At 61.7% G+C, this 24,698-nt stretch carries 22 protein-coding genes and 1 tRNA gene; 11 read left to right on the forward strand and 12 right to left on the reverse strand.

Translation table 11 applies throughout. From position 1 onward, the window contains the following. Positions 1-107 precede the first annotated feature (107 nt). From FJ960_RS02025 to rimO, 3 genes are all read left to right on the forward strand, one after another. Positions 108-515 (forward strand): DUF930 domain-containing protein, encoded by a 408-nt coding sequence (locus FJ960_RS02025; protein ID WP_032935075.1) that lies wholly within the window; start codon positions 108-110, stop codon positions 513-515. 184 nt (positions 516-699) lie between these two features. Continuing rightward, positions 700-1,386: a TerC family protein gene (locus FJ960_RS02030; RefSeq protein WP_140505329.1), complete on the forward strand. Its 687-nt coding sequence runs from the start codon at positions 700-702 to the stop codon at positions 1,384-1,386. Positions 1,387-1,551: 165 nt separating this feature from the next. Beyond that, complete coding sequence (gene rimO, locus FJ960_RS02035) at positions 1,552-2,865, forward strand: 30S ribosomal protein S12 methylthiotransferase RimO (RefSeq protein ID WP_140711580.1); 1,314 nt, start codon at positions 1,552-1,554, stop codon at positions 2,863-2,865. 73 nt (positions 2,866-2,938) lie between these two features. Here rimO and FJ960_RS02040 read toward each other — a convergent pair whose 3' ends face one another. The 8 genes from FJ960_RS02040 to FJ960_RS02075 form a co-directional block, all read right to left on the reverse strand. Then, complete coding sequence (locus FJ960_RS02040) at positions 2,939-4,006, reverse strand: BMP family ABC transporter substrate-binding protein (protein ID WP_027142704.1); 1,068 nt, start codon at positions 4,004-4,006, stop codon at positions 2,939-2,941. Positions 4,007-4,057: 51 nt separating this feature from the next. Then, on the reverse strand, positions 4,058-4,978 hold the full coding sequence (locus tag FJ960_RS02045) for an ABC transporter permease (RefSeq protein ID WP_140505335.1): 921 nt from the start codon (positions 4,976-4,978) through the stop codon (positions 4,058-4,060). Beyond that, on the reverse strand, positions 4,978-6,108 hold the full coding sequence (locus FJ960_RS02050) for an ABC transporter permease (RefSeq protein WP_140711581.1): 1,131 nt from the start codon (positions 6,106-6,108) through the stop codon (positions 4,978-4,980). Before FJ960_RS02050 ends, FJ960_RS02045 begins: the two co-directional genes overlap by 1 nt. Continuing rightward, entirely contained in the window at positions 6,105-7,682 is a 1,578-nt protein-coding gene (locus FJ960_RS02055) for an ABC transporter ATP-binding protein (RefSeq protein WP_181174130.1), read from the reverse strand. The genes FJ960_RS02050 and FJ960_RS02055 overlap by 4 nt, the downstream gene beginning before the upstream one ends. Positions 7,683-7,898: 216 nt before the next feature. After that, positions 7,899-8,876 (reverse strand): quinone oxidoreductase, encoded by a 978-nt coding sequence (locus FJ960_RS02060; RefSeq protein WP_140711583.1) that lies wholly within the window; start codon positions 8,874-8,876, stop codon positions 7,899-7,901. Between the two features lie 26 nt (positions 8,877-8,902). Then, positions 8,903-9,721 (reverse strand): phosphatidylcholine synthase, encoded by an 819-nt coding sequence (gene pcsA, locus FJ960_RS02065; protein ID WP_027142699.1) that lies wholly within the window; start codon positions 9,719-9,721, stop codon positions 8,903-8,905. After that, the gene (locus tag FJ960_RS02070; RefSeq protein WP_140505343.1) at positions 9,718-10,332 is read right to left on the reverse strand and encodes a DUF1326 domain-containing protein; all 615 of its coding nucleotides are present in this window, start codon (positions 10,330-10,332) and stop codon (positions 9,718-9,720) included. Before FJ960_RS02070 ends, pcsA begins: the two co-directional genes overlap by 4 nt. Positions 10,333-10,346: 14 nt before the next feature. Next, complete coding sequence (locus FJ960_RS02075) at positions 10,347-11,276, reverse strand: DUF2182 domain-containing protein (RefSeq protein ID WP_140711584.1); 930 nt, start codon at positions 11,274-11,276, stop codon at positions 10,347-10,349. Positions 11,277-11,347: 71 nt separating this feature from the next. On the opposite strand from FJ960_RS02075, the gene FJ960_RS02080 reads away from it, so the two are divergent. Beyond that, positions 11,348-12,562, forward strand: coding sequence for a UbiH/UbiF family hydroxylase (locus tag FJ960_RS02080; protein ID WP_140711585.1), 1,215 nt, complete (start codon positions 11,348-11,350; stop codon positions 12,560-12,562). Positions 12,563-12,710: 148 nt separating this feature from the next. Further along, the gene (hspQ, locus tag FJ960_RS02085) at positions 12,711-13,034 is read left to right on the forward strand and encodes a heat shock protein HspQ (RefSeq protein WP_027142695.1); all 324 of its coding nucleotides are present in this window, start codon (positions 12,711-12,713) and stop codon (positions 13,032-13,034) included. A gap of 82 nt (positions 13,035-13,116) precedes the next feature. On the opposite strand, the gene FJ960_RS02090 is transcribed toward hspQ, so the two are convergent. Further along, complete coding sequence (locus FJ960_RS02090; RefSeq protein WP_015317881.1) at positions 13,117-13,746, reverse strand: invasion associated locus B family protein; 630 nt, start codon at positions 13,744-13,746, stop codon at positions 13,117-13,119. 232 nt (positions 13,747-13,978) lie between these two features. Here FJ960_RS02090 and FJ960_RS02095 point away from each other — a divergent pair, with 232 nt between their 5' ends. From FJ960_RS02095 to mgtE, 4 genes are all read left to right on the forward strand, one after another. Further along, on the forward strand, positions 13,979-15,799 hold the full coding sequence (locus tag FJ960_RS02095) for an extracellular solute-binding protein (RefSeq protein ID WP_140711586.1): 1,821 nt from the start codon (positions 13,979-13,981) through the stop codon (positions 15,797-15,799). A gap of 16 nt (positions 15,800-15,815) precedes the next feature. Next, the gene (locus FJ960_RS02100; RefSeq protein ID WP_140711587.1) at positions 15,816-16,496 is read left to right on the forward strand and encodes a DsbA family protein; all 681 of its coding nucleotides are present in this window, start codon (positions 15,816-15,818) and stop codon (positions 16,494-16,496) included. Positions 16,497-17,050: 554 nt separating this feature from the next. Further along, on the forward strand, positions 17,051-18,943 hold the full coding sequence (locus tag FJ960_RS02105) for an ABC transporter ATP-binding protein/permease (RefSeq protein WP_181166014.1): 1,893 nt from the start codon (positions 17,051-17,053) through the stop codon (positions 18,941-18,943). 271 nt (positions 18,944-19,214) lie between these two features. After that, a complete protein-coding gene (gene mgtE, locus FJ960_RS02110; RefSeq protein WP_140711589.1) occupies positions 19,215-20,579 on the forward strand; it encodes a magnesium transporter in 1,365 nt (454 codons plus the stop codon). A gap of 53 nt (positions 20,580-20,632) precedes the next feature. Here mgtE and gor read toward each other — a convergent pair whose 3' ends face one another. From gor to rpiA, 3 genes are all read right to left on the reverse strand, one after another. Continuing rightward, complete coding sequence (gene gor, locus FJ960_RS02115; RefSeq protein WP_140711590.1) at positions 20,633-22,024, reverse strand: glutathione-disulfide reductase; 1,392 nt, start codon at positions 22,022-22,024, stop codon at positions 20,633-20,635. A gap of 116 nt (positions 22,025-22,140) precedes the next feature. Further along, positions 22,141-22,752 (reverse strand): DUF2059 domain-containing protein, encoded by a 612-nt coding sequence (locus FJ960_RS02120; protein ID WP_140711591.1) that lies wholly within the window; start codon positions 22,750-22,752, stop codon positions 22,141-22,143. Next, complete coding sequence (gene rpiA, locus FJ960_RS02125; RefSeq protein WP_140711592.1) at positions 22,739-23,470, reverse strand: ribose-5-phosphate isomerase RpiA; 732 nt, start codon at positions 23,468-23,470, stop codon at positions 22,739-22,741. The genes FJ960_RS02120 and rpiA overlap by 14 nt, the downstream gene beginning before the upstream one ends. A gap of 252 nt (positions 23,471-23,722) precedes the next feature. On the opposite strand from rpiA, the gene FJ960_RS02130 reads away from it, so the two are divergent. Both FJ960_RS02130 and FJ960_RS02135 read left to right on the forward strand, forming a co-directional pair. Beyond that, positions 23,723-24,406, forward strand: a complete 684-nt coding sequence (locus tag FJ960_RS02130) for a phosphoglycolate phosphatase (RefSeq protein ID WP_140711593.1) — start codon at positions 23,723-23,725, stop codon at positions 24,404-24,406. A gap of 139 nt (positions 24,407-24,545) precedes the next feature. Continuing rightward, a tRNA-Val gene (locus tag FJ960_RS02135) sits at positions 24,546-24,620 on the forward strand. Positions 24,621-24,698: the final 78 nt, after the last annotated feature.

Consider the following 24,698-nt stretch of genomic DNA (forward strand, 5'->3'; position numbering starts at 1 on the left):
GTTGGCCGCGGTCGTCCGACGATGAAACACGACACGGGATTTTGAACGCGCCGACCGCCTGAACACGGGAACCTGCCAGGCCTGTTGGTTGATTTTTCAGACAAAACATGCTGCTAGTCCCGCCCATGAAGACACTATGTATGACGGCCGTGGCGTCCTTGGCCCTGGCTTTTCCGGCCAGCGCCATGGACAGCGCCCTGCGCGCCGGCCTCCTGAAACTCGATCCGCAAACTCGCCTCGAACAGCGTTGCGACGCCGAAATCCTCGACCGCATCTCTCATGACGACCGCAAGTTCAAGGCCGACCGCGTCGTCGCATACGCCTTCGCGACGCCAGAGATGAGCGCCGACGCGATCCGGAGCCCTGGTGCGGCGTTCCGCAGCAAGGGACAATGGTACCGGCTGAAATTCAAATGCCAGACGGGACCGGACCATATGGACGTTCTCCAGCTCCGCTATCGGATCGGGGATGAGATCCCGGAAGCCGACTGGGCGAAATACAATCTCTACGATTAGGTTCTCGCGGGCTCGCGCCGGCATCTGGCTGCAGTCGGCGGCTGTTGAGAATCTCGCGTGGTTCCACCGCCACGAAAATGGTTTTCCAGCGTTGTCCGGTGCTGCGACTTGACGCCAGCGGACCATGCCTTTAGGCCCGTTGCGACGATCGACGACGAACACTCGACGAAGGGCTTCCAGGTCGATGGAAATTTTTACCACCGCGGGCTTTTCGGCTCTTCTTCAGGTCATCGCTATCGATCTTGCCCTCGCGGGTGACAATGCCATTGTCATCGGCCTTGCGGCGGCCGGCCTGCCGGTCAGCCAACGCAAGCGAGCCATTCTTGTCGGCATCGCGGCTGCCACCGTTCTTCGCATTTTCTTCGCCTTGATCACGCAATGGCTGCTGACCATTGGTCCCATGCTGCTTATCGGTGGCGGCCTGCTTCTGCTGTGGGTTTGCTGGAAGATGTGGCGCGAATTGCGTGTCAGCCACGACGACGAGCGCGACGCCACCGAAGCGCTGTCGAACGGCGACTTCGACAAGGATGGCGTCGTCGGCGGCAAGGGGCCAAGCAAGACCTTCTCGCAAGCCGCCTGGCAGATCGTCATTGCCGACGTGTCGATGTCGCTCGACAATGTCCTTGCCGTGGCGGGAGCGGCCATGAACCATCCGACTGTGCTGATTGTCGGACTGGCGCTGTCGATCGCGTTGATGGGCTTTGCCGCGTCGTTCGTCGCGCGTCTGCTGCACAAATACCGCTGGATTGCCTATGTCGGCCTGGTCATCATCCTCTATGTCGCGGTCAAGATGCTGCTTGATGGGGCCGTGCAGCAATTCCCCGATCATTTCGCTTTTTTAGCACCCTGGTTCGGATCAGGAGGCCACTGAGCCACCCTGATGGCGTGGACCAGCCCATCGACAGGTTTGCTTGATTGCTGAACCCGTGCTATTGCGCCGCGCGTATTGGCTCCGGCCATGCGCCACAGACCGACATTTACAGCGACTTGAGGCCGGGGCACCGTTTCGGCCCGTGCCCCCATTGGAAACTTGCCTATGTCCGCCCCTCGCGTCAGTTTCGTCAGCCTTGGATGCCCGAAGGCGCTCGTGGATTCCGAGCGCATCATCACGCGTCTGCGGGCCGAGGGCTACGAGATCGCCCGCAAGCATGACGGCGCCGATCTCGTTGTCGTCAATACCTGTGGTTTCCTTGATTCCGCTCGCGACGAGTCGCTCAACGCCATCGGCTCCGCGCTTTCGGAAAACGGCAGGGTCATCGTCACCGGCTGTCTGGGCGCCGAGCCGGACGTGATCCGCGAGAAGCACCCCAACGTGCTGGCGATCACGGGGCCGCAGGCCTATGAGAGCGTGATGGCCGCCGTCCATGAGGCTGCCCCTCCCTCGCACGATCCCTACATCGACCTCCTGCCGCCGCAGGGCGTCAAGCTGACGCCGCGCCACTATGCCTATTTGAAGATTTCGGAAGGCTGCAACAACCGTTGCACCTTCTGCATCATCCCGGCACTTCGCGGAGACCTCGTTTCGCGGCCTGCGGCCGATGTGCTGCGCGAAGCCGAAAAATTGGCCAAGGCCGGCGTCAAGGAACTCCTCGTCATCTCGCAGGATACCAGCGCCTACGGCATCGACATCAAGTACCAGACGTCCATGTTCGGCGACCGCGAAGTGCGGGCGAAATTCCTCGATCTCTCGGAGGAGTTGGGCAAGCTCGGCATCTGGGTGCGCATGCACTATGTCTACCCTTATCCGCATGTCGCCGACGTCATTCCGCTGATGGCCGAGGGAAAAATCCTTCCCTATCTGGATATCCCCTTCCAGCATGCCTCGCCGCAGGTGCTGAAGAACATGCGCCGGCCCGCCCATGGCGAAAAGACGCTTGAGCGCATTCGCGGCTGGCGCGACGTGTGCCCGGATATCGCCATCCGCTCGACCTTCATCGTCGGCTTCCCCGGCGAAACTGACGACGATTTCGAGATGCTGCTCGATTGGCTGGATGAAGCGAAGATCGATCGCGCCGGCTGCTTCAAATACGAGCCGGTCAGGGGCGCCCGTTCCAACGACCTTGGGCTCGAGCAGGTGCCTCAGGAGATCAAGGAGGCGCGCTGGCATCGCTTCATGCAGCGCCAGCAGAAGATCTCAGCGACGCAGCTGGCCAGGAAGGTCGGCAAACGGCTGCCGGTGCTGATCGACGAAGCGCATGGGAACTCGGCAAAGGGCCGCACCAAATATGACGCGCCTGAGATCGACGGCTCGGTCCACATCCAGTCGCGCCGGCCGTTGCGCGCCGGTGATATCGTCACCGTCAAGGTCGAGCGCGCCGACGCCTATGATCTCTACGGTTCGGCCGTCTGACCCTTCCTCGCTTTCCCGACAAATGAAAAGGGCGCCTCGCGGCGCCCTCTCAGTATCCGAGGTGATCCGCTGCTTATTGCGGCAGCTTGTCGTCGACGCCCTTGACGTAGAAATTCATGCCGAGCAGCGTGCCGTCGTCGGCGACCTCGCCGTCCTTCAGCCAAGCCGAGCCGTCCTGCTTGGCGATCGGCCCGGTGAAGGGGTTCCAGCCGCCGGCGATCTTCTTTTCGGTCGCTTCGGCCATCGCCTTCACGTCGTCGGGCATGTTGGTGTAGGGCGCGAGCTTGACCGCGCCGTCCTTGATGCCGAGCCAGACATTGTCCGGCTTCCAGCTGCCGTCGATGGCTGCCTGCACGCGGCTGATGTAATAAGGACCCCACTCGTCGGTCAGCGAGGTCAGCTGCGCGTTCGGCGCGAACTTGATCATGTCGGACGACTGGCCGAAGCCGTGCAGCTTGCGCTCTTCGGCCACCTGCAGGGCAGCGGTCGAGTCGGTGTGCTGGACAATGATGTCGGCGCCCTGGTCGAACAGTGCCTTGGCGGCGTCGGCTTCCTTGCCCGGATCGAACCACGAGTTCACCCAGACGATCTTGGCCTTGAAGTTCGGATTGATCGATTGCGCGCCGAGCATGAAGGAGTTGATGCCCATCACCACTTCGGGGATCGGGAAGGAGACGATGTAGCCGGCGACGCCGGACTTCGATTCCTTTGCGGCGATCTGGCCGAGCACGTAGCGGCCTTCATAGAAGCGCGCATTGTAGATGCCGAGATTGTCCCCGGTCTTGTATCCGGTGGCGTGCTCGAACATCACCTTGGGAAACTTCTTGGCGACCTTCACTTCGGCGTCCATGAAACCGAACGAGGTGCCGAAGATGATCTTGCAGCCTTCGCGCGCCAGACGCTCGAAAGCCCGGTCGGCGTCGGGGCCTTCGGAGACGTTCTCCAGATAGGCGGTTTCGACCTTGTCGCCGAGCGCTTTCTCGACCTCGAGGCGGCCCTGGTCGTGCTGGTAGGAATAGCCGAAATCGCCGATCGGGCCGGTATAGACCCAGCAGGCCTTCAACTTGTCAGCGGCCTCTGCGGACGCCGCCAGCGACAAAGCCGCTGTCGTCGTCATCAGGGCAATAAGCAGTTTTTTCATTGTGTTACCTCTCTGTGTTAAGCCTTGGAGCTTCCCGTCTTTTTGTTGTTGTCAACGATCCGGAACGAATGGCTGCCCGAGGGAGGCCGGCGTGTTCATCATCGTCAGACGCTTGTTGCGCGAGATTAGAACGAGAACCACGACGGTTGCCAGATAGGGCAGAGAAGAAAGCATCTGCGAGGGCACCGGAATGCCAAAAGCCTGTGCATGAAGCTGGCCGATCCAGACCGCGCCGAAGATGTAGGCGCCGGCCAGCACCCGCCATGGCCGCCAGGATGCGAACACCACCAGTGCGAGCGCGATCCAGCCGCGGCCAGCGGACATGTTCTCGACCCACTGCGGCGTATAGACCAGCGACAGATGCCCGCCGGCAAGACCGGCGCAAGCGCCGCCGAAGATGACCGCCAGGTAGCGGAAGCGGATGACCTTGATGCCGAGCGCATGCGCCGATGTGTGGCTGTCGCCGATCGAACGCAGCGTCAGCCCGGTACGCGTCTTGAACAGAAACCACATTACCGCGGCCGTCAGCGCGATCGAAATGTAGAACACAGGATCCTGGCCAAAGAGCAGCCTGCCCACGATTGGAATCGAACTAAGGCCGGGAATGTCGAGATTGGGCAGCCTGACACCAGGCTGGCCGACGAAGCGCGTTCCCATCATGCCGGAGAGCCCGAGACCAAGCAGTGTCAGTGACAGGCCGGTCGCCACCTGGTTGGTGGCCAGCGACAGCGTCATGACCGCAAACAGCAGGGAGAAAAGCGCTCCCACGGCGATCGCCGCCAGGAGGCCGATCCAGGGCGATCCGGTCAGATAACCGGCTCCGAAGCCGCCGACGGCGCCCATGACCATCATGCCTTCGACACCGAGATTGAGCACGCCGGAGCGCTCGACCACCAATTCGCCGATCGCCGCGATCAAAAGCGGCGTCGCCGCCGTTGCGATGGTCAGGAGGATGTTGACGGTAATGTCCATCAGCGGGCTTCCTTCAACTTTGGCGCGGCCTCGAGCTTCGCGGGGGCTTCCTGTCTGGTCAGCGCAAGGCCGATCAATCGGATGCGGTAATGAATGAGCGTGTCGCAACCGAGCACGAAGAACAGCAGCATGCCCTGGAACACCCTCGCCACCTTGTCGGAAATGCCGAGCGCGCTTTGCACCGCCTCGCCGCCGAGATAGGTCAGCGCCAGAACCAGGCCCGCGGCGACGATGCCGAGCGGATTGAGACGGCCAAGGAAGGCCACGATGATGGCGGTGAAGCCATAGCCGGGCGAAATCACGGGCTGCAGTTGCCCAATGGCACCGGAGACTTCCGAGATGCCGGCAAGCCCGGCCAGCGCGCCCGACAGCAGGAAGGCGAAGAACACCATGCGGTTCAGGCCGAAACCGGCGAACCGCCCTGCCCTCGGACTGGAGCCCAGCACGCGGACCTCGAAACCCTTGAGCATGCGGCCCATCAGGATCCAGATCAGCACCGCCGCAACCAGGGCGAAGACGAAGCCCCAATTGGCTCGCCCGGCATCGGGCATCAGCTCCGGCAGCACGGCCGAGTCGCCGAACTGGATCGTCTGCGGAAAGCCGTGTCCCTGCGGATCGCGCCAGGGACCGCGCACCAGCCAGTCGAGGAACAGCTGCGCGACATAGACCAGCATCAGGCTGGTCAGAATCTCGTTGGTATTGAACCGGGTCTTCAGCAAGGCCGGGATCGCCGCGTAGGCCGCACCGCCGACCATGCCGAGCAGAAGCATCAGCGGCAGCACCAGCGGGCCCTCGAATTGCGGAAACAGCACGGGAATGATGGAGCCGAAGATTGCGCCGAAGATGAACTGGCCTTCGGCGCCGATGTTCCAGATGTTGGCCTTGTAGCAGACCGACAAGCCGACAGCGATCAGGATCAGCGGAGCGGCCTTGATTGCCAGCTCATGCAATTGCCAGACCTGGCTGATCGGCTCGATGAAATAGATCTTGAATGCGTTGAGCGGGTTGACGCCGAGCAGCGCGAACATGATGGCTCCGGCGATGATGGTCAGCGCGAAGGCGATGAACGGCGACAGCATCGAAAACAGCGCCGAGCGCTGCGGGCGTTTGACGAGTTCGAGGCGCATCATGCCGTCTCCAGCGTGTGTTCGGCGTGGCCGGGTTCGGCGCCGCCCATCAACAGGCCGACCTTCTCGAAAGTCGCCTCGGCGATCGGCATCGGCTTGGACAATTCGCCATTGTGCATGACCGCGATCGCGTCCGATATCTCGAACAGCTCGTCCAGATCCTGGCTGATCACCAGTACGGCCGATCCGCTGCGAGAGAGCTCGATCAGGGCCTGGCGGATGTGGGCGGCGGCACCGGCGTCGACGCCCCATGTCGGCTGGTTCACCACCATGACGCTTGGCCGGCGGTCGAGTTCGCGGCCGACGATGAATTTCTGCAGATTGCCGCCCGAAAGTGCCGCTGCTTCGGGATCCGGCGCGCTTTTGCGCACATCCATCGCCTCGATGATGCGTTGCGAAGCGGCGTAGACGGCGCCGCTCCTGACCATGCCACCGGCGCCGACAAAGGCCTTGCCGTCCGTGGCGTGGCGCGACAGCAGGAGGTTTTCCGAGAGTTTCATGCGCGGTGCGGCACCATGGCCGAGACGCTCCTCCGGTACGAAGGCACCCCCCAGCAAGCGCCGCCCGGTAATGGTGAGGCCGCCGGCGTCCTTGCCACGGATGCGCACCGAGGCGGTATCCTGCTGCAAAACCTCGCCGGAGACGGATTCGAAGAACTCGCCCTGGCCATTGCCGGCGACGCCAGCAATGCCGATCACCTCGCCGGCGCGGACATTGAGGCTGATGTTCTTGAGCGGAATGGAAAACGGCGTTGCCGGCTTGCGGTTGAGGCCGCGGATTTCGAGCAGCGGCTGCGCGGTTTCGATCCCCTCGACCGGCGCCCGCACCACGGCCTGCACCTCGCTGCCGACCATCATGCGGGCGAGCGATGAGGCTGTCTGCTCGCGCGGATTGCAGTGACCGACCACCTTACCATGCCGCAGCACCGTGGCGCGGTCGCAGATGCGTTTGACCTCTTCGAGCCGGTGCGAAATGTAGAGGATCGATTTGCCTTCCGAGCGCAACCGTTCCAACGTCTCGAACAGCTTGTCGGCCTCCTGTGGCGTCAGTACCGATGTCGGCTCGTCCAGGATGATGAGTTGTGGCGTCTGCAGCAGGCAACGGATGATCTCGATGCGCTGGCGCTCACCGACCGAAAGATCGCCGACCAGCGATTCCGGATCGAGCGGCAAGCCGTAACTGTAGGAAAGCGCCCTCGCCTTGGCCGCGATGCTGCTGATCGGCGAGCCGTCATCCAGCGACAGCGCGATGTTCTCGGCAGCCGTCAGCGCCTCGAACAGCGAAAAATGCTGGAACACCATGCCGATGCCGAGCTTCTTGGCGGCGCCAGGGTCGGTGATCCGCACCGCCTGGCCATTCCAGAAAATCTCGCCCGAATTGGGCTCCAGCGAGCCGAACAGCATCTTGACCAGCGTCGACTTGCCGGCGCCGTTTTCGCCGAGCAAAGCGTGGATTTCACCTTTGGCGATGTTGAGGTCGATATGGTCGCACGCTGTCAACGTGCCGAATATCTTGGTCAGGCCACGAACCTCAAGCAGGTTCGCCCCATCATGATTTGCACTCACAGTGCCTCCCATCCGGATTACCGGACATGTTCTGTGTTCCCGCAGGCATCGTATGCGCGGCCGGCTCTCGTGCGAAAGCAGCACCCGACTTGAAAGAGCTTCAAGAATTTCAGCGGAAACTCAAGGGTAAAGATTAGCCCTTCTCGCACAAGGATACGGCTGGCCGGCTTTTGGTGCAAACCATGCCCGCCGCTGCGGCAGGACGCTGAAAACCCAGGCAGACTGTCGTCAGGGAACCAAGACGGTCGTACCTGTCGTTCTACGTCCTTCAAGATCCTGATGTGCCTTGCCCGCGTCCTTCAGCGCATAGCGCTGATTGATCTTAATCTCGACAGCACCACTGAGCACAACCTCGAACAGTGCGGCGGCGGAGGCGTCGAGGTCCTCGCGTTTAGCATTGTAGACGAACAGCGTCGGCCTCGTGGCGAACAGCGAGCCCTTCTGCGCCAGCAGCGACATCGAAAACGGCGGGATGGGTCCGGAAGACTGCCCGAAGCTGACGAACATACCGAGCGGCTTGAGGCAGTCGAGCGAGGCCGGAAATGTGTCGTTGCCCACGGAATCATAGACAACGTCGCATTTCCTGCCGCCGGTAATCGCGGCGACGCCGGCGACGAAATCCTGCTCCTTGTAGTTGATGACGTGATCGAAACCGTGTGCCTTGGCCAGTTCGATCTTGTCGGCAGAGCTGGCGGTGCCGATGACCGTCGCCCCGAGATGCTTCGCCCACTGGCCCAGAATGAGCCCGACGCCGCCGGCCGCTGCATGAAACAGGATCGTGTCGCCTGCCTTCACCTTGAAGGTCCGGCGCAGCAGATATTCCGCGGTCATGCCCTTCAGCATCATGGCGGCCGCCTGTTCGTCGCTGATGCCGTCCGGCACCTTGACGACCTTGCTGGCATCGATGACGCGCTCTTGCGCATAAGCGCCCGTCGTCACGGCATAGGCAATCCGGTCGCCGGGCTTCAGCCAGTCGACGCCCTGGCCGACTTCCAGCACCATGCCGGCGGCTTCGCTGCCCGGAATGAGCGGAAACCCGCCGGGCGGCGGATAGAGGCCCGAGCGATGATAGACATCGATGAAGTTGAGACCGATCGCGGTATGCCTGATCAGGATATGGCCCGAACCCGGCTGGCCGGGATCGGCGTCTTCATAGGTCAGGACTTCCGGGCCGCCATTGGCATGGATGCGGATCGCTTTGGACATGGACGGGTTTCCTTGAAAGCGGCTGGTCAGGCCTTTTTGGCGCCGAGGTTTGGAAAGAACTGCATGAGGCCACCAATGGTTGCAAGGTAGAGCCCGGTAACGGTAATGCCGATCTTGGTGAAGGTGCCGACCTGCTCGCCCAGCACGCCGATCTGATCGTAGAAAGCGGCGAGCGCCGCCTGCGCAAGCGCAAGCGCGCCAAAGGCGCACCACAACAGTGTCATGCCGAGATTGATCGGCCGCAGCCGCTCCACCCGCACCGGATGGATAAAGTTTATCGGGACAAAAGTCAGAATACCGGCCACCACGACCACCGCGAACGAAACCCATTGTCCCGGTTCGATGACGAATAGAGTGAACACCACCATGTTCCAGACCACGGGGAATCCCTTGAAGAAGTTCTCCTTCGTCTTCATGCCGGTGTCGGCATAATAGATCGCGCTCGACACGACGATGATGGCGGCCGAAAGGAACGAGAGGCCTTCGCCCATGAAGCCCCGTTGGTAGAGCGCGAAGGCCGGGATCAGCACGTAGGTCACATAGTCGATAATGTTGTCGAGGAGTTCGCCGGACCAGGTCGGCAGGATTTCCTTGACCTCCAGCTTTCGGGCGATCGGCCCATCGATGCCATCGACGAACAGCGCCAGTCCGAGCCACCAGAACATTGCCGTCCAGCGCTCCTCGCTCGCCGCGACCAGCGACAGGAAAGCCAGGAACGAACCGGAGGCGGTCAGCAGATGCACCGAAAACGCGCGCGCCTGCGGCCAGGTGACCTTCTTCTTCGGTCGCGGAATCCGCTCGGTGATCTTCTCGGCGATTTTCCGGGCCTTTGTGTTCTTTCTCACGGGCCCCGCCAATCCAGCTTGCAGATTTCGGCCGAGCGGCCGGCGAAATTCCAGTTGCGGCCAAAGGCGCGCATCTTGCTCTTGTCGGACCTCGCCACGATGATCTCCGGCGCGATCCAGTATTCGGAATTCGTGATCACCGTATCCTTCTCGCGGTCCTTGCCCGCGATTGGCGTGACCGCCCCGTCGATGATCTTCGGTATCTGGAAAATACGCGTCTTGTCCCGCGTCTCGTAGGTAATCGGCACCTGTTCGACGCCCAGGAATTTGCCGACAAGGATTGAGAGCAGCGACGTCGTCCCGCCGGCCTTGCCGGTGAAGATCTTGGTCAATGCCTTGACCACGTAGACCGAGGCTCTGATGTCGATGAACAGGCCCGCGGTCCAGTTGCCGCGGCTCATGTAACCGGGGATTTCCATGATCAGCCCAAGATTGAGGCCGGAAAGGTCGACCTCGCCGAAATGGCCGGCGTCGATACGAAAACCCGCCCAGGTCTGGCAATAGCCCTCGGTCGGAGGATGACTGCCAAGCGACAGCACGCAAGGACAAAAAACCGTGCAATTGCAGGAGAGTACGAGCTCTCCTTTCATTGCCCAGCTTTGATCTGCCATCGAATTTCCCCCCGTCATAGCGAGACTACTAGCAGCGCGGCTGCCCAGACAAGCAGTATCGCACCGGCCAGCCGGGTTGGAAGACTGCCCGTCGTCTGTTTTTCAATCAGAGTGAACACACCGATCAGCGCCATCCAGAAGACATTCATCACGCCCACGGCGAACATCACCAGCATCAATGCCCAGCAACATCCCAGGCACCAGATGCCTTGCGCGGCGCCGAGCCGAAACACGCGGACGGTCTCGGCACTCCAGTTCGAAAACAGGATCGAGAACGGGTTCCGGCATTTCGTCAGGCAGGCCTCCTTGAGGCCGCTGAACTGATAGAGGCCGGCAACCAGCAAGGCGAGCCCACCAGCAACGCCAAGCACCGGATCTAATATCTCTCCGGAGGCGGCGAATGCGTGGACGGCAAGTGTCAGTGCCGCAAACAACATCGAGGCGGCAAGCCAGACGTAGAGATAGCCGGCAACCAGCACCAGCGGATGGACGACTGACTCCCCTTTGATCCGCGCCGTATCGGCGATCTCGCAATAAATGCGGATCATTGGTGCCGCGGATGGCAGCATCGCGGCGATCGCCATGAGAAACCACATGAGGATGAGCGCCAGGGTATGCGGGCCGATGCTTGCGTCGAGCGGCGCTGGTGAAAGGCAGAGCGCGAAGAATCGTTCGAAGACGGCCGGTAACGGCAGTTTCGGCAAGTTACGCAACAAAGCATCGCCTGGCGCGCTGATCTGGGCTTCGGCGCTGCGAATCGCCATCGCGGCAAGCAGCAGCCAGGCCAGTGCGATGCTTACACCGACGACGACGTTGACCGTCAAGCGCGGGTTGCGCGCGACGTTTGCCGTGGCGCGGCCGGCACGATCGAGGTGGCTGAAATCATCCTGTTGGCCGGTCATTCCACTCGAATGGGCCGAATCGCCGCGTTGATCAAGCCGCATGATCTGCCCTATATGCGTCTCTTGACTGGTAGGTCTGAAGGCCACCTCGCACAGCAAGCCGGAAACCGATCTTGGAGCATCAGGAAACAGCGCGGATACTGATCGCAGGCACGGGGCCGGCGGGATTGATCGCTGCACTTGCCTTCGCCGATGCCGGCTTTCCGGTGACGATTGCCGGGCCCGAGGTTTCGGCTCCCGACGGCCGCACCACGGCGCTCATGACGCCTGCGCTGAAAGTGCTCGAACGGCTGAGCGTGCTCCAGGACATCGAGCCCGAGGCCGCACCCTTGAAGGTGATGCGCATTGTCGATGCGACCGGCCGGCTGATCCGCAGTCCCGTCGTCACTTTCCGCGCCAGCGAGATCGACGAGGAACAGTTCGGCCTGAATATGCCCAACAGCGTCCTTGGACCCGCGCTTGCCGGCAAGGTGGCCGCGCATTCCGGGATCGAATGGCGCAGATCGATGGTGAAGGCCTGGCATCTTGGCGGCGACAAAGCTCATGCCGCGCTGGCTGACGGCAGCGAGATCGATGCATCGCTTGCGGTCGCTGCCGATGGTCGCCTGTCGCCGGCCCGCGAGGCCGCCGGCATCTCGACGGCGGCGCGCGCCTACCCTCAGGCGGCGCTCGTCCTCAATTTTGGCCACAGCCGCGAACATGGCTTCACCTCGACGGAGTTCCATACCGAGACCGGCCCGTTCACGCAGGTTCCGCTGCCGGGCAATCGCTCCAGCCTTGTCTGGGTGGTCAAGCCCGAGACCGCCAGGGAGCTTGCCGCGTTGGACGACGCAACGCTCTCGCTGCGGATCGAACGAAAGATGCAGTCGATGCTCGGCCGAGTAATCGTGGAGCCGGGCCGCCAGATTTATCCATTATCGACGGTGACCCCTCTGCGTTTCGCGGCGCGACGGGTGGCGCTTGTCGGTGAAGCCGCGCACGTCTTCCCGCCGATCGGTGCGCAAGGCCTCAACTTAAGCATCAGGGATATCGACGATCTAATTGGAATCGCAACGGAAAATCGCGGAGATCCCGGCGCTGCCGAGGCCCTTGCAGCCTACGATTTCAAACGCCGGCCTGACATCCTCGCGCGGAGTAGCGCGGTCAATCTGCTCAACGTGTCGCTTCTTTCCGATATGTTGCCGGCGCAAATGGCGCGTGGCGTCGGTCTCGGCGTGCTTGGTGGTTTTGCACCGCTTCGCGCCTTTTTCATGCGCGAAGGGCTGCGTCCCGGCAGCGGCTTTGCGGCCCTTGCGGGCGGCCTGCGGAAGCCGACGCGGCAGCGGTAGCGATTTTGCGGGCTTTGCCGCGGCATCGCGACGTTCATCCAAAACCTTTGTTGCGCATTCCGCGTATTTTGAAGGCGCTCGGACGCTCGGGATTGAATTGATGCGGAGTCTGCGCCAAATAAAGTCAAGGAATTCAGTGGTGAGTACGATGAAAACGGCCAAATTCGCGATCGGACAGGTGGTTCGCCACCGGCTGTTCCCGTTCCGAGGCATTATTTTCGACGTCGATCCGCAATTCGCCAACACCGACGAATGGTACGAAGCCATCCCCGCCGACGTGCGGCCGCGCAAGGACCAGCCGTTTTACCACCTGCTCGCCGAGAATTCGGAAACCGAATACATCGCCTATGTCTCAGAGCAGAATCTGCTCGAGGATCAGTCGGGAGAACCCGTCCGCCATCCGCAGATCAAGGAAATGTTCGACAAGAAGCCGGATGGGCGCTACGCGCCGAAACGGCAGTCCAGGCACTGACTTCCGGCATACTGAGAGGGACAGAAATGAAAAAGCGGGCATGACCCCGCTTTTTTTGACTCGATAATGACACGATGGTGGATCAGTTCGCGGTCTTCGCCTTATCCTGCTCGTCCTTGAGCTTCTTGGCGAAGTCCTGGTTGTTCTTGGCGACGAAGTCCTGGAGCTTCTTCTGCCGGTCCTCGATGTCCGACTGCTGCAGCGGGGGGCCGTCATAGGCGCCGCTGAAGCCCTGCAGCGCGATCTTGATCGGGTTGGCCTGGTTCTGGAAATTGATCGAGGTCAGCGTGATCCCCTGACCCTTCTTGAACGAGGCGACGAGCTGGTCGGTCAGCGGCACTTCGGCCACGCAACGATCCGGGAAGCAGATGACATAGTCGAGCTTCTGAGCCTTGCCGGTGTCGATCTGCAGGCCGATGCCGGGAGGCACGAGGCGACCGGTCGGGACCGTCACCTGGAACACCTTGCGGTTCACCTTGCCCTTGAGCTCGATCAGGCTGACGCCGGTGACGAGCTGGCCATTGCCAGCGGTGACGATGTTCTGGACATTGCAGATGTCGACATCTTCCTGCTTGGTGCAGGCCTTGAACCAGCCCTGCGGAATCTGCGGCTGCTGCTGCGCGGAAGCAGAGGGAAGTCCTGCGCCGAGAAAGCCAACCACGCCTGCGGCCATGACCGACAGGCGGTACGCGTTGCTGTTCAGGCTCGTCATGTCGTGTACTTCCTCTCAATGATCCCGGGACCGGCTTCTTCGTGCCGTGTGGTCCAGCTACCTGTTGCCAAAATGAGGCAACAGAATGACTTCGGACGGCGTGTTACACTGCAAGCGGCGTCGAATCCAGCCCGCCCACTTGTAATTCTTGACGACGCCATTGGCCGCCACGCAGTTGCCCCATGCTAGGGTGCGGACCGAATCATCAAGCCGACCTGTTAAGGAGACGGTCATGGGCCGCGTTCTTGTTTGGCTGGTCACCGCACTATCGTTTTTCACCCTGTCATCGCCACCGGCGCTGTCGGAGCCGAAATACGCGATTGCGATGCAGGGCGAACCGGCCCTGCCGCCGGACTACACCCATTTCAGCTACGTCAATCCCGACGCGCCGAAGGGTGGCAGCATCACTTATTGCGTCGTCGGCAGCTTCGACAATCTAAACCCTTTCATCCTGAAAAGCCTGCGCACGACGGCGCGCGGCATGATGGACACGATTTTCGGCAATCTGGTGTTCGAGCCGCTGATGCAGCGCAGTGCAGACGAGGCTTTTACCCTCTATGGGCTTTTGGCCGACACAGCTGACATGGACCCCGAGCGCAAGAGCATCGAGTTCCATCTCAACCCGAACGCCAAATGGTCGGATGGTCAGCCGGTGACGCCGGAAGACGTGCTGTTCACTTACGATGCCTATACGCAGAAAGGCCGCCCGCCCTATAGCGACCGCATGGCCAGGATCGCCAAGCTCGAAAAGACCGGCGGCCATAGCGTGCGCTTCACCTTCAACGACAAGGCCGATCGTGAGTTTCCCCTGATCATCGCGCTGACGCCGATCATCCCCAAGCACGCGTTCGACATCGATACTTTCGACAGAACGACGCTGAAGCCGTTGATCGGAAGCGGTCCCTACAGGATCGCGCAGGTGACGCCCGGCCAACGCATCGTCTTCAAGCGCAACCCCGACTACTGGGGCAAGGACATTCCCGCCAAGCGCGGTTTCGACAATTACGACCAGATCACCATCGAGTATTTTCTCAACGCCAACGCCAAGCTCGAAGCCTTCAAGAAGGGACTTTGCGCCATCGATGACGACGGCGATCCGGTGAAACGCGAGCGCGATCTCGACTTTCCCGCCTTTCATAGGGGTGACGTGGTTTCTGAAACCTTCGACACCGGCATTCCGCCCGTCGTGACCGGTTTTCTGTTCAACACGAGACTACCGAAGTTTTCCAACCCGGTGGTTCGGCGCGCGCTCGGCATGCTTTATGATTTCGAATGGGCCAACAAAAATCTGTTCGGCGGCAAGTACACCCGCACGATGAGCTATTGGCAAAATTCGGAACTTTCCGCGCTCGGCCATCCGGCTGACGACAGGGAAAAGGCGCTTCTGGCGCCCTACCCCGGCCGCGTGCCGGCCGACGTAATGGACGGCACCTGGAAACCGCCGGTGACGGACGGTTCGGGCCAGGACCGCAAGGTGCTGAAGACCGCTTTCGACCTTCTGAAAAGCATCGGCTACCAAGTGAACAACGGCACGATGATCGATCCCGATGGCAAACCTTTTGGCTTCGAGATCCTGACCGCCTCGCAGGACGAAGAGCGTCTGGCCGGCATCTACCAGCGCACATTGGAGAAGATTGGCATCAACGTCAGCATCCGCAGCCTCGACGGCGACCAGATCCAGTCGCGCAAGCAGCGTTTCGATTTCGAAGTCCTGATCGGCTCCAGCGGCTTCAACAATTCGTTGTCCCCTGGCATCGAACAGATCGGGCGCTGGTCGTCCGCCGCGGCCAGGACGGAAGGATCGTTCAATCTCGCCGGCGTCGCCGATCCGGCGATCGATGCGGCCATCGACGCAATGCTGCGAGCCCGTTCGAAGGAGGGTTATGTCGCGGCGGTTCGCGTTCTCGACCGGCTGCTAATCTCCGGCAATTACATGGTGCCGTTGCAATACAACACGCAGCAGTGGCTTGCTTACTGGAATTATCTGGAACATCCGCGAAAGACGCCCATATTCGGTTACCAGTTGCCGACCTGGTGGCGCAAACCGAACTGAAAATCCGGAGATAGAGATGAACGAAGCGAACGCCATAACCGTCGATGTGGTGTCGGACGTCGTCTGCCCGTGGTGCTTCATCGGTCAGAAGCGGCTGGACAAGGCGATCGCCGCGGCCGGAGATGTCGAAGTTCATATACGCTGGCGGCCGTTCCAGCTCGATCCCACCATCCCGCCGCAAGGCAAGGATCGCCGCGACTACATGCTGGCCAAGTTCGGCAGCGAGGAGCGCATTCGCGAAATTCATGCCCGCATCGAGCCGCTTGGCGAGGCCGAGGGCATCTCCTTTGCCTTCGATGCCATAAAGGTGGCACCGAACACGCTCGACGCGCATCGGTTGATCCGCTGGGCCGGTGCCGCCGGCGAGGACGTTCAGAACAGGCTGGTGCGCCGCCTGTTCCAGCTGAATTTCGAGGAGGGCGTCAACGTCGGCGACCATATGGTACTGGTCGAAGCTGCCCGCGAGGCCGGCATGGACGCCTCGGTTGTTGAAACGCTCTTGCCGAGCGACGCCGATGTCGAAGCGGTTCGCACGGAAATCGCGACCGCGTCGCGCATGGGCATCACAGGCGTCCCGTCCTTCCTGCTCGAGGGTAAATATGCCGTGATGGGCGCGCAGGACGCGGACACGTTGGCTGATGCGATCCGTCAGGTCGCGGCGGCCAAGGCGCGTGGTGAATTGGAAAAGGCCGACTGAGGCCAGCAGACGCCACTTCGCCGCCATTTTGGCCTTGCTGATGAGAGAACCAGCCACCGTTGGCGCGCTGGTGCGGATCAACCCCTTGGTTGATGACGGGACAGGCGAGTTTGGCGACGTCGCTGCGGCAAGAAATCAGACATTAAGGGCGGCGTACTTCGGGAATTCTGGCCAGGCCCAGTAAGAAAATCCCCGCCCCACACGGCTTTTGAGTCACAAAGCCGTGTACGAAGCTTCCCTAAGGGAAGATCGGCCGCAGCCACTGCCGTGGCGCCTAAATACCTGAAATCCACGGAAATTTTCTGGTCATCATTCACCGTTTTTATGGCAATTCGATCTTCAATCTGTTGCCTCAGGGCAACGGCCGCGGCGGTTTTCTGGTCGGCCCGGTTTAAAATTAATGGAAAATGATCAATTGGTGTTACCATCCGTAACAAAACAAAAAAGGTTTGGGCGGGATCGTGATTCGGATCGGCAGACGATCGCAAGAGTCAGTACCGGATGGACTACACCGCGGCGCCGCAGGGCAGTCGCATTTGACGCCGGTATCCTCGATGCGCAATTTCTGGGGGCTCATGCGAGCCTACTGGGTCTCGGACCGCTGGAAGGAAGCCTGGACGCTGACTCTGGTGATCGCGCTGCTCACCGCGCTGTCCAGCAAGGCTAGCGTCTGGTTCGCCATGGCTTCGGGCGAATTGGTGAACTCAATTGCCTTCCTGCACGACGCCGCCAACACCCGTCCGCTGGAGACAATCCTGACCAACGGCGGCGTGCTGGTGCTGCTCGTCCTGCTCAAGGATGCCGGCTTCACTGGTATTCGCAATCTCGTCTCGGCAACCTTGCACCGCAAATGGCGTGGCTGGCTGAATGACAAATTCAACCAGGCCTTGCTCGACGGCAACCATACCCATTTCCATGCTCAACATGGTTCCGCGGACGGCGGCATCGTTGCGCCCGACAATGTCGACCAGCGCATCCAGGAATCGATCAAGGACATGACCGGCGGTGCGATCGGCCTCGCCATGGGCGTGCTGGGGCTGGCGACTTCGCTCTACTTTATCGGCCAGAACCTGCTGCAGTCGTCAGTGGAGGTCAAAGGTCTGGAGTTCCTTGGCAGCTATGGCAGCGCCGTTCTTGCCCTTCTCGCGGTCGCCACTTACGTGCCCCTCAACACCTGGATCGCGGTCAAGCTCGGCAGCCTGCTCGAACGTCTCAATATTCGCATGCAGAAGGCCGAGGGAAGCTATCGTAGCGAACTGACGACATTCCTGCGCCGCAGCTTCCATGTCGCCGCCTCACATGGCGAGGGCGTGCAGAAAATGATGCACGACCGGCTCTATGTCGACATCGATCGCACCTGGGGACGGCTGAATGTCGTCAACACGAGCTATATGTCGTTCGAGTTGATCTACAATTTCATCGGCGCCCGTATTGTGGCCTATGCTCCTGGCCTGGTGCCGTTCATCCACAGCCGCCTGGACTATAAAGGCTACATCACCGGCTCCGAAATGGTGGGCCAACTCATCAGCCAGTGTTCGTGGTTCATCCATGTCATGCCCGCCATCGCCACGCTTCGCGCCAATAGCCAGCGTGTGACGGAGCTCGCCAACGCGATCGAGAACGTCCAGCACCCACAGGAATTCTACAGCCAGAGCGGCCGTTCCGACTTCCACTACGCCAGCCAAAATCCGGTTTTCGGCCTGACCATCCAGAAGCTGGAGCTGGCGCACCAGGGCGAGGACGCGACGCCATTCCTCAGTTCCGCCAACCTGCGCTTCCGGCGCGGTGAATGGACCTTCCTGAAAGGCGAATCCGGTTGCGGTAAGACCTCGCTGATCAAGGCGATCAACGGCTTGTGGCCCTACGGCCGCGGCACCATCGTCTTCCCGGAGGGCGTGAAGAGTTTTTATGCCGCCCAGGAGGTCAAGCTGCCGCAGGTGTCGCTGAAGCAGCTTGTCTGCCTGCCCGGCTCCGAACGCGATCATGGCGATGCCCAGGTTGCGTCGGCGCTGCACAAGGCTGGCCTTGGCGATTTCATCGAACACATGGCCAATGAAAGTCGCGAGGGCAAAAGCTGGGATCAGGTCCTGTCGGGCGGCCAGAAACAGAAGCTGGTGGTGGCTCGTATCATACTGCAGCAGCCGGGACTGTTGTTCCTCGACGAAGCGACCGGTGCTCTCGACCCTGACGGCAAGATCGCCTTCCACCAGGCCATCAAGGACAACTGCCCCGATGTGACGGTGATCAGTGTCATGCACGAAGCCGTGGCGCCGAGATCGGCTGCCGGCACCGAGTTCTACCACTCGATGGTCCTGATTGCCGACGGTGTCGCCACGAAGAAACCGCTCGCCCCGAGCCTGCCCCTCGAACTCACCACGATCCTGGCCCAGCCAAGGCCGGTCGAGGACAAATGGACGCGGTTCTCGCGCCGGCTGAAGCAGAAATAACGATGACGTCACCGGGACTTGCCGCGTCAAACGGCGGACGGTGATCACAGTCTCGCGATCGGCGACGCTCGGCACTGTTTTACTTCCTCACTGCGATTGACTCGGCAAGGCGCGCTCCTATGTTGCGCCGGCTTGCAGACAGTCAAAAGCGAACCCGCAAGCGGAAAGGTCACCGCGCCATGCCTGGCGACAGTCACAGTCGAACGCAACCGCCGTCCGCCTAGACGTGACCTGAATGGTTCATGTCCTGCCGGACGGCAAGGAGTGAACCATGAACGATTTTTCCCCCGTAGCGGACGACGAGGCCGTCGCCATCGCCCGCATCCTTGCCAATGACCACGTCGCCGACGTCGTCGAGGCGCTCAATCATGAATCGCGCGAAACCGCGACGGAGCTGCTTTGCGCCGTACCCTTCGAACGGCTGGTCGAGATTTTCGATCAGCCGGAGCTTGAGGGCGCGCCCGAACTGGCGGAGGCCCTGCCCCGTCCCAAGGCGAGCAAGCTGCTCACCGCCATGTCCGTCGACCGCGCGGCCGACATTCTGCGCGAGCTCGAAGAGCCGGCACGCTCCGAACTGCTCGGCGCATTGGCGCCGCCGCTGCGCGCGACCCTGCTTTCCATTCTGGGCTATCCCGAAGGCAGCGCCGCCTCGATCATGACGACGGAGTTCGTCAGCGTTCCCTCCGACTGGACCGTCGGGCGCACGCTCGATTACATCCGCAAGGTCGAGCGGACGCGCGAGACCGTCTATGCAATCTACATCGTCGATCCGCAAACACACCTCCTGGTGCGGTCGACCGGCTTGCGTCGGCTCATCACCGGTGAGCCGGACGACTCGATCCTGTCGGTGGCGCCCGACCGCATGCCGGTGACGGTCAGCCCGCTGACCGATCGCGAAAACCTGGCGCAGACGATCTCCAAATACGATCTGCTCGCCGTTCCGGTGGTGGACCACGGCAAGATCCTCGGCATCGTCACCATCGACGACATCATCGACACGATGATCGAGGAGACCACGGAGGACGTACATCGCTTCGGCGGCATGGAGGCTCTGGACGAGCCGTATATGAAGATGAGCTTCCTCGCCATGATCAAGAAGCGTGGCGGCTGGCTCTGCGCGCTGTTCATCAGCGAGATGCTGACGGCCAATGCGATGCAAAGCTATGAGGGCGAGCTGGAGAAAGCGATCGTGCTGACGCTGTTCATTCCGCTGATCATGAGCTCGGGCGGCAATTCCGGCTCGCAGGCGACATCGCTGGTCATCCGTGCGCTGGCGCTGCGCGAGATCGGCCTTCGCGACTGGTGGCGGGTGGCGTTGCGCGAATTGCCCACCGGTCTCGTGCTCGGCGCCATGCTCGGCGTGGTCGGCGTCTGCCGCATCGCGCTCTGGCAATATATCGGCTTCTACGACTATGGCCCGCACTGGCCGCTGATCGCCACGACTGTCGGCGCCGCACTGGTCGGCATCGTCACCTTCGGTTCGCTGTCGGGGTCGATGCTGCCTTTCGCCCTGAAACGGGTCGGTTTCGACCCCGCCAGCGCATCCGCGCCGTTTGTCGCCACGCTGGTCGATGTCACCGGACTGGTAATCTATTTCTCGGTGGCGCTGGTCATCCTGCGCGGCACGTTGCTGTAGCGGTTTGACCGCCGCCGCCGGCCAAGGCTGGCGGCGGCGCGATAGCTGAGGCGTCAGATGCGCTCGCCGTCCTTCACGCGGTAGGTCGGCTTGTACATGGTGACGAGCTCTTCTGCCGCGGTCGGATGAACGGCCATTGTGCGGTCGAAATCATCCTTGGTCAGCCCCGCCTTCAGGGGGATGCCGAGCAGCTGTGCCATTTCGCCGGCGTCCGGCCCTAGTATGTGGGCGCCGAGAACCTTGCGCGAAGCGCCGTCGACGACCAGCTTGATCAGCATCTTTTCGTCACGGCCCGACAGCGTGTGCCGCATCGGCCGGAAGCTGGCGCGGTAGATCTCGATGTCGGCGAAGCGTTTGACGGCTTCGTCCTCCGATAGGCCGACCGTGCCGATTTCCGGTTGCGAGAAGACGGCGGTCGCGATTGTATCGTGGTCGGGCGCCGTCGGATTGTCCTTGAACGCCGTCTCGACGAAGCACATCGCTTCGTGGATCGCCACCGGCGTCAGCTGCACGCGGTTGGTGACATCGCCGATTGCCCAGATATTGTCGATGTTGGTGCGGGAATAATCATCGACTTTGATCGCACCGGTCGCGGTGGCCATCTCGATGCCTATACCTTCCAGTCCCATATTCTCGCTGTTGGGGATGCGGCCGATGGCCAGCATCACCTGGTCGACCGTCAGCACCTGCCCGCTGATGAGCTGCGCGTCGAGCCGCCCGTCCGGCCGCTTGCTGACCGATTCGGAGACGGAATGGCAAAGGATTTTGATCCCCTTCTTTTCCATCGTCTCATGCAGCGTGCGCCGCAGGTCCATGTCGAAGCGGCCAAGAATTTCCTTGCCGCGATAGACCAGCGTGGTGTCGACGCCGAGCCCGTGAAAGATGTTGGCGAACTCGACCGCAATATAGCCGCCGCCCTCGATCATGATCGCCTTCGGCAGTTCCTTGAGGTCGAAAGCCTCATTGGAAAAGATGCAGTGTTCGTGGCCGGGCAGTGCCGGATGCGCCGCCGGACGGCCGCCGGTGGCGATCAGGATCTGATCGGCGGTGACGGTGCGGTCCTCGCTCAGGAGATGGATCACGTGCGGGTCGACGATCATCGCCCGCGAATGAAAGGTCTCGCCGCCCGAACCCTCGACGTTTTTCTTGTAGATCGACTCCAGGCGGCTGATCTCGCGGTCCTTGTTGGCGACCAGCGTCTGCCAGTCGAAACTGGCTTCCGGCACCGTCCAGCCGTAGCCGGCGGCGTCGGCGAAATGCTCGGGAAATTGCGAGGCATAGACATAGAGCTTTTTCGGCACGCAGCCCCTGATGACGCAGGTGCCGCCAAAACGGTATTCTTCGGCGATGCCGACGCGCTTGCCGAGCGCTGCCGCGACCCGTGCCGCCCTCACCCCGCCGGAGCCTCCGCCGATGACGAAGAGGTCGTAATCATAACCGGCCATGAAGCGGCTCCTTGAACGCCAAAATGTGAGTGACAGGTAGGCCGCAAACCACCAAAAGAAAAGCCCGGACAGGCCGGGCTTTACAGATGGCCGCAAGGCCGCGTTTGAAATGCGGATCAGTTCTGCGTGTCGTCGGCAGGAGCCGAACCGTCGGCGGGTGCGGCGCCATCCGCATTGTCGGCCGGAGCGGCGCCATCGGCGGGCGCAGGCGCAGCCGGCGCCTTCGCTTTTGCCGCCGCCGCCAGCGTTTCGCCGACCTGCTGGGCAAGATCGCGAGCTACGCCGTTCTGCCAGATGTCGGCGGCCTTGACGAGGTCGCGCGTCACGGTCGGGCCGCTGTCGAGCAGCTTCTTGCCGGACTCGGAGCTGTAGAAGGCCGCGATGTCGGTGAGTTCCTTTTCGGAAAACACTTTCGCATAGGCAAGAGCCGCTTCCTTCTCGAGATCCGCGCGGCGCGAGGCCATCGCCAGTGCCTTCTCGTTGATCGTCTTGCCGATCAGCTCCTGCATGTCAGGGTTCTTCTGGATGAGCTGCGATTCGAGCGCCGCGGCGGCCTGCGGCAGGATGTTGTCGAACGGGTCGGTCGCGTGGATCGCGGCAACCGCGGCGCGTGCGGCCTTCAGATGCGATTCCGTGACATCCTGCGCGAAGACAGGCGAGGAGAACGCGAAGACGGCCGAAGCCGCCACAAGGACGGAAAGACGGCGAACCCGGTTATGCAACATCATGATCGGTAGAACTCCCTGGTTTTCGGGCGGCATGGACAGTTTGGATACCGTCGCCGCCGGCGATTATGGCCGCTGACGCCAGCCCGATGAAAAGACCGTGCTCGACCACGCCAGGAATGGCGTGGAGAGCATTCGAAAGCGCTCTTGTATCCGGAATGCGGCCAAAAGATGCATCGAGGATAAAATGGCCGCCGTCTGTAACAAAAGGCTGGCCTCCCGTCATCCTCAATGTCACCGGACCGGAAAGGCCGAGATTTTCAGCCGCCACGGCCACTGCGATCTCGGTCGCGCGCAGGCCGAACCGGTTGACTTCGACGGGAAGAGGAAACCGGCCGAGCGTCTCGACCATCTTCGAACGGTCGGCGATGACGATCATGCGCTGCGAGGCCGCGGCCACGATCTTCTCACGCAGCAGCGCACCGCCGCCGCCCTTGATCAATGTCAGCTCTGGGTCGACTTCGTCGGCGCCGTCAACGGTGAGATCGAGTTCGGGCGTTTCCTCCAGCGTCGACAGCGGCACGCCGAGTTCGCGGCACAGCGCAGCGGTGCGTTCCGAGGTTGGCACCCCTGTTATGGTCATGCCGGAGGCAACTTTGTCGGCGAGCAGCCGCACGAACTCGTCGGCAGTGGTGCCGGTACCGATGCCGAGCCGCATGCCGTCGGTGACATGGGCAAGTGCGGCCCGCGCGGCCTCGACCTTCAATTGCCTCGCATCCATGCCGTTTGCTGCCCCGAAACCTAATGCATGGCGCCCAAAAGTGACCTCGGTTTTGGGAAACGACATGCATGAAACAAAGACCCAAAGCGCGCCGCAGGGAGTCCGTTTCGACGCAACGCGCTTAGCGTTTCGGGCTCCTAGCACTTTTGCCGGCCGGGTCAAAGCCTTTGGCGGCGGCCCCACCAGTCTGCTTGCCTTAAAGCGTCGCAGCCGCTATCGCGTGCCGATGCACAAACCTGCGCAGGATGGATCATGAGTCGCCCGATCATCGTGTTCGACCTCGATGGAACGCTGATTGACACGGCGCCGGACCTGCTCGACAGCCTCAACCACAGCCTGGCGGCCAGCCAACTGGCGGCCGTCGACGAAGCCGGCTTCAGACGCTTCGTCGGCCATGGCGGCCGGGTGATGATCGAACGGGCGCATGCCGCGCAGCAACGATCTCTCAAGGTTGAGGAGCACGACCGGCTGCTGAAACTATTCCTCGATCACTACACTGACAATATTCCTGGCAAATCCCGCCCCTACCCCGGCGTGATCGAGGCGATTGCCCGCTTTGAGAAGGCCGGCTATCTGCTGGCCATCTGCACGAACAAATACGAAGCCAACTCGCTGGCGCTGATCGAAGCGCTTGGCTTTACCAGGCATTTCGCGGCAATTGCCGGGCAGGACACGTTCGCGTTCCGCAAGCCCGATCCGCGTCACCTGATCGAAACCATCAAACGGGCCGGCGGCGATCCGCACTGCGCCTTGATGGTGGGCGATTCGCAAACAGATATCGACACCGCCAAGGCCGCCGGCATTCCTGTCGTCGCCGTCGACTTCGGCTACACCGACCGTCATGTGCGCGAGTTCGAGCCCTCGGCGGTGATATCGCACTTTGATGCATTGACGCTCGATCTGGCGCAAGGGCTGATCGGCGCCGCCGCACACTGAGCGCCGGCGATGAAAATGTCTCCGGAACGGCTCCCGGCGGGACCGCAAATCCGATCTGTGTGAGAACACCAGACACTGCCTTGACTTAACGGGCCGGCCTCCCTTATATCGCGGCTCGCTTGGCCTTCGGGCAACGAGCGGGCGATTAGCTCAGCGGGAGAGCACACCCTTCACACGGGTGGGGTCGCAGGTTCAATCCCTGCATCGCCCACCATCTATTTGCTGGCAACACATCGGCAGCTACAGTCCGCCCCTTCAGCGTTCTGCCTTTTTGCGCAGGCATTGAAACGTC

Origin of the sequence: Mesorhizobium sp. B2-3-11, assembly GCF_006442215.1 — a bacterium.
GTDB classification, from domain to species: domain Bacteria; phylum Pseudomonadota; class Alphaproteobacteria; order Rhizobiales; family Rhizobiaceae; genus Mesorhizobium; species Mesorhizobium salmacidum.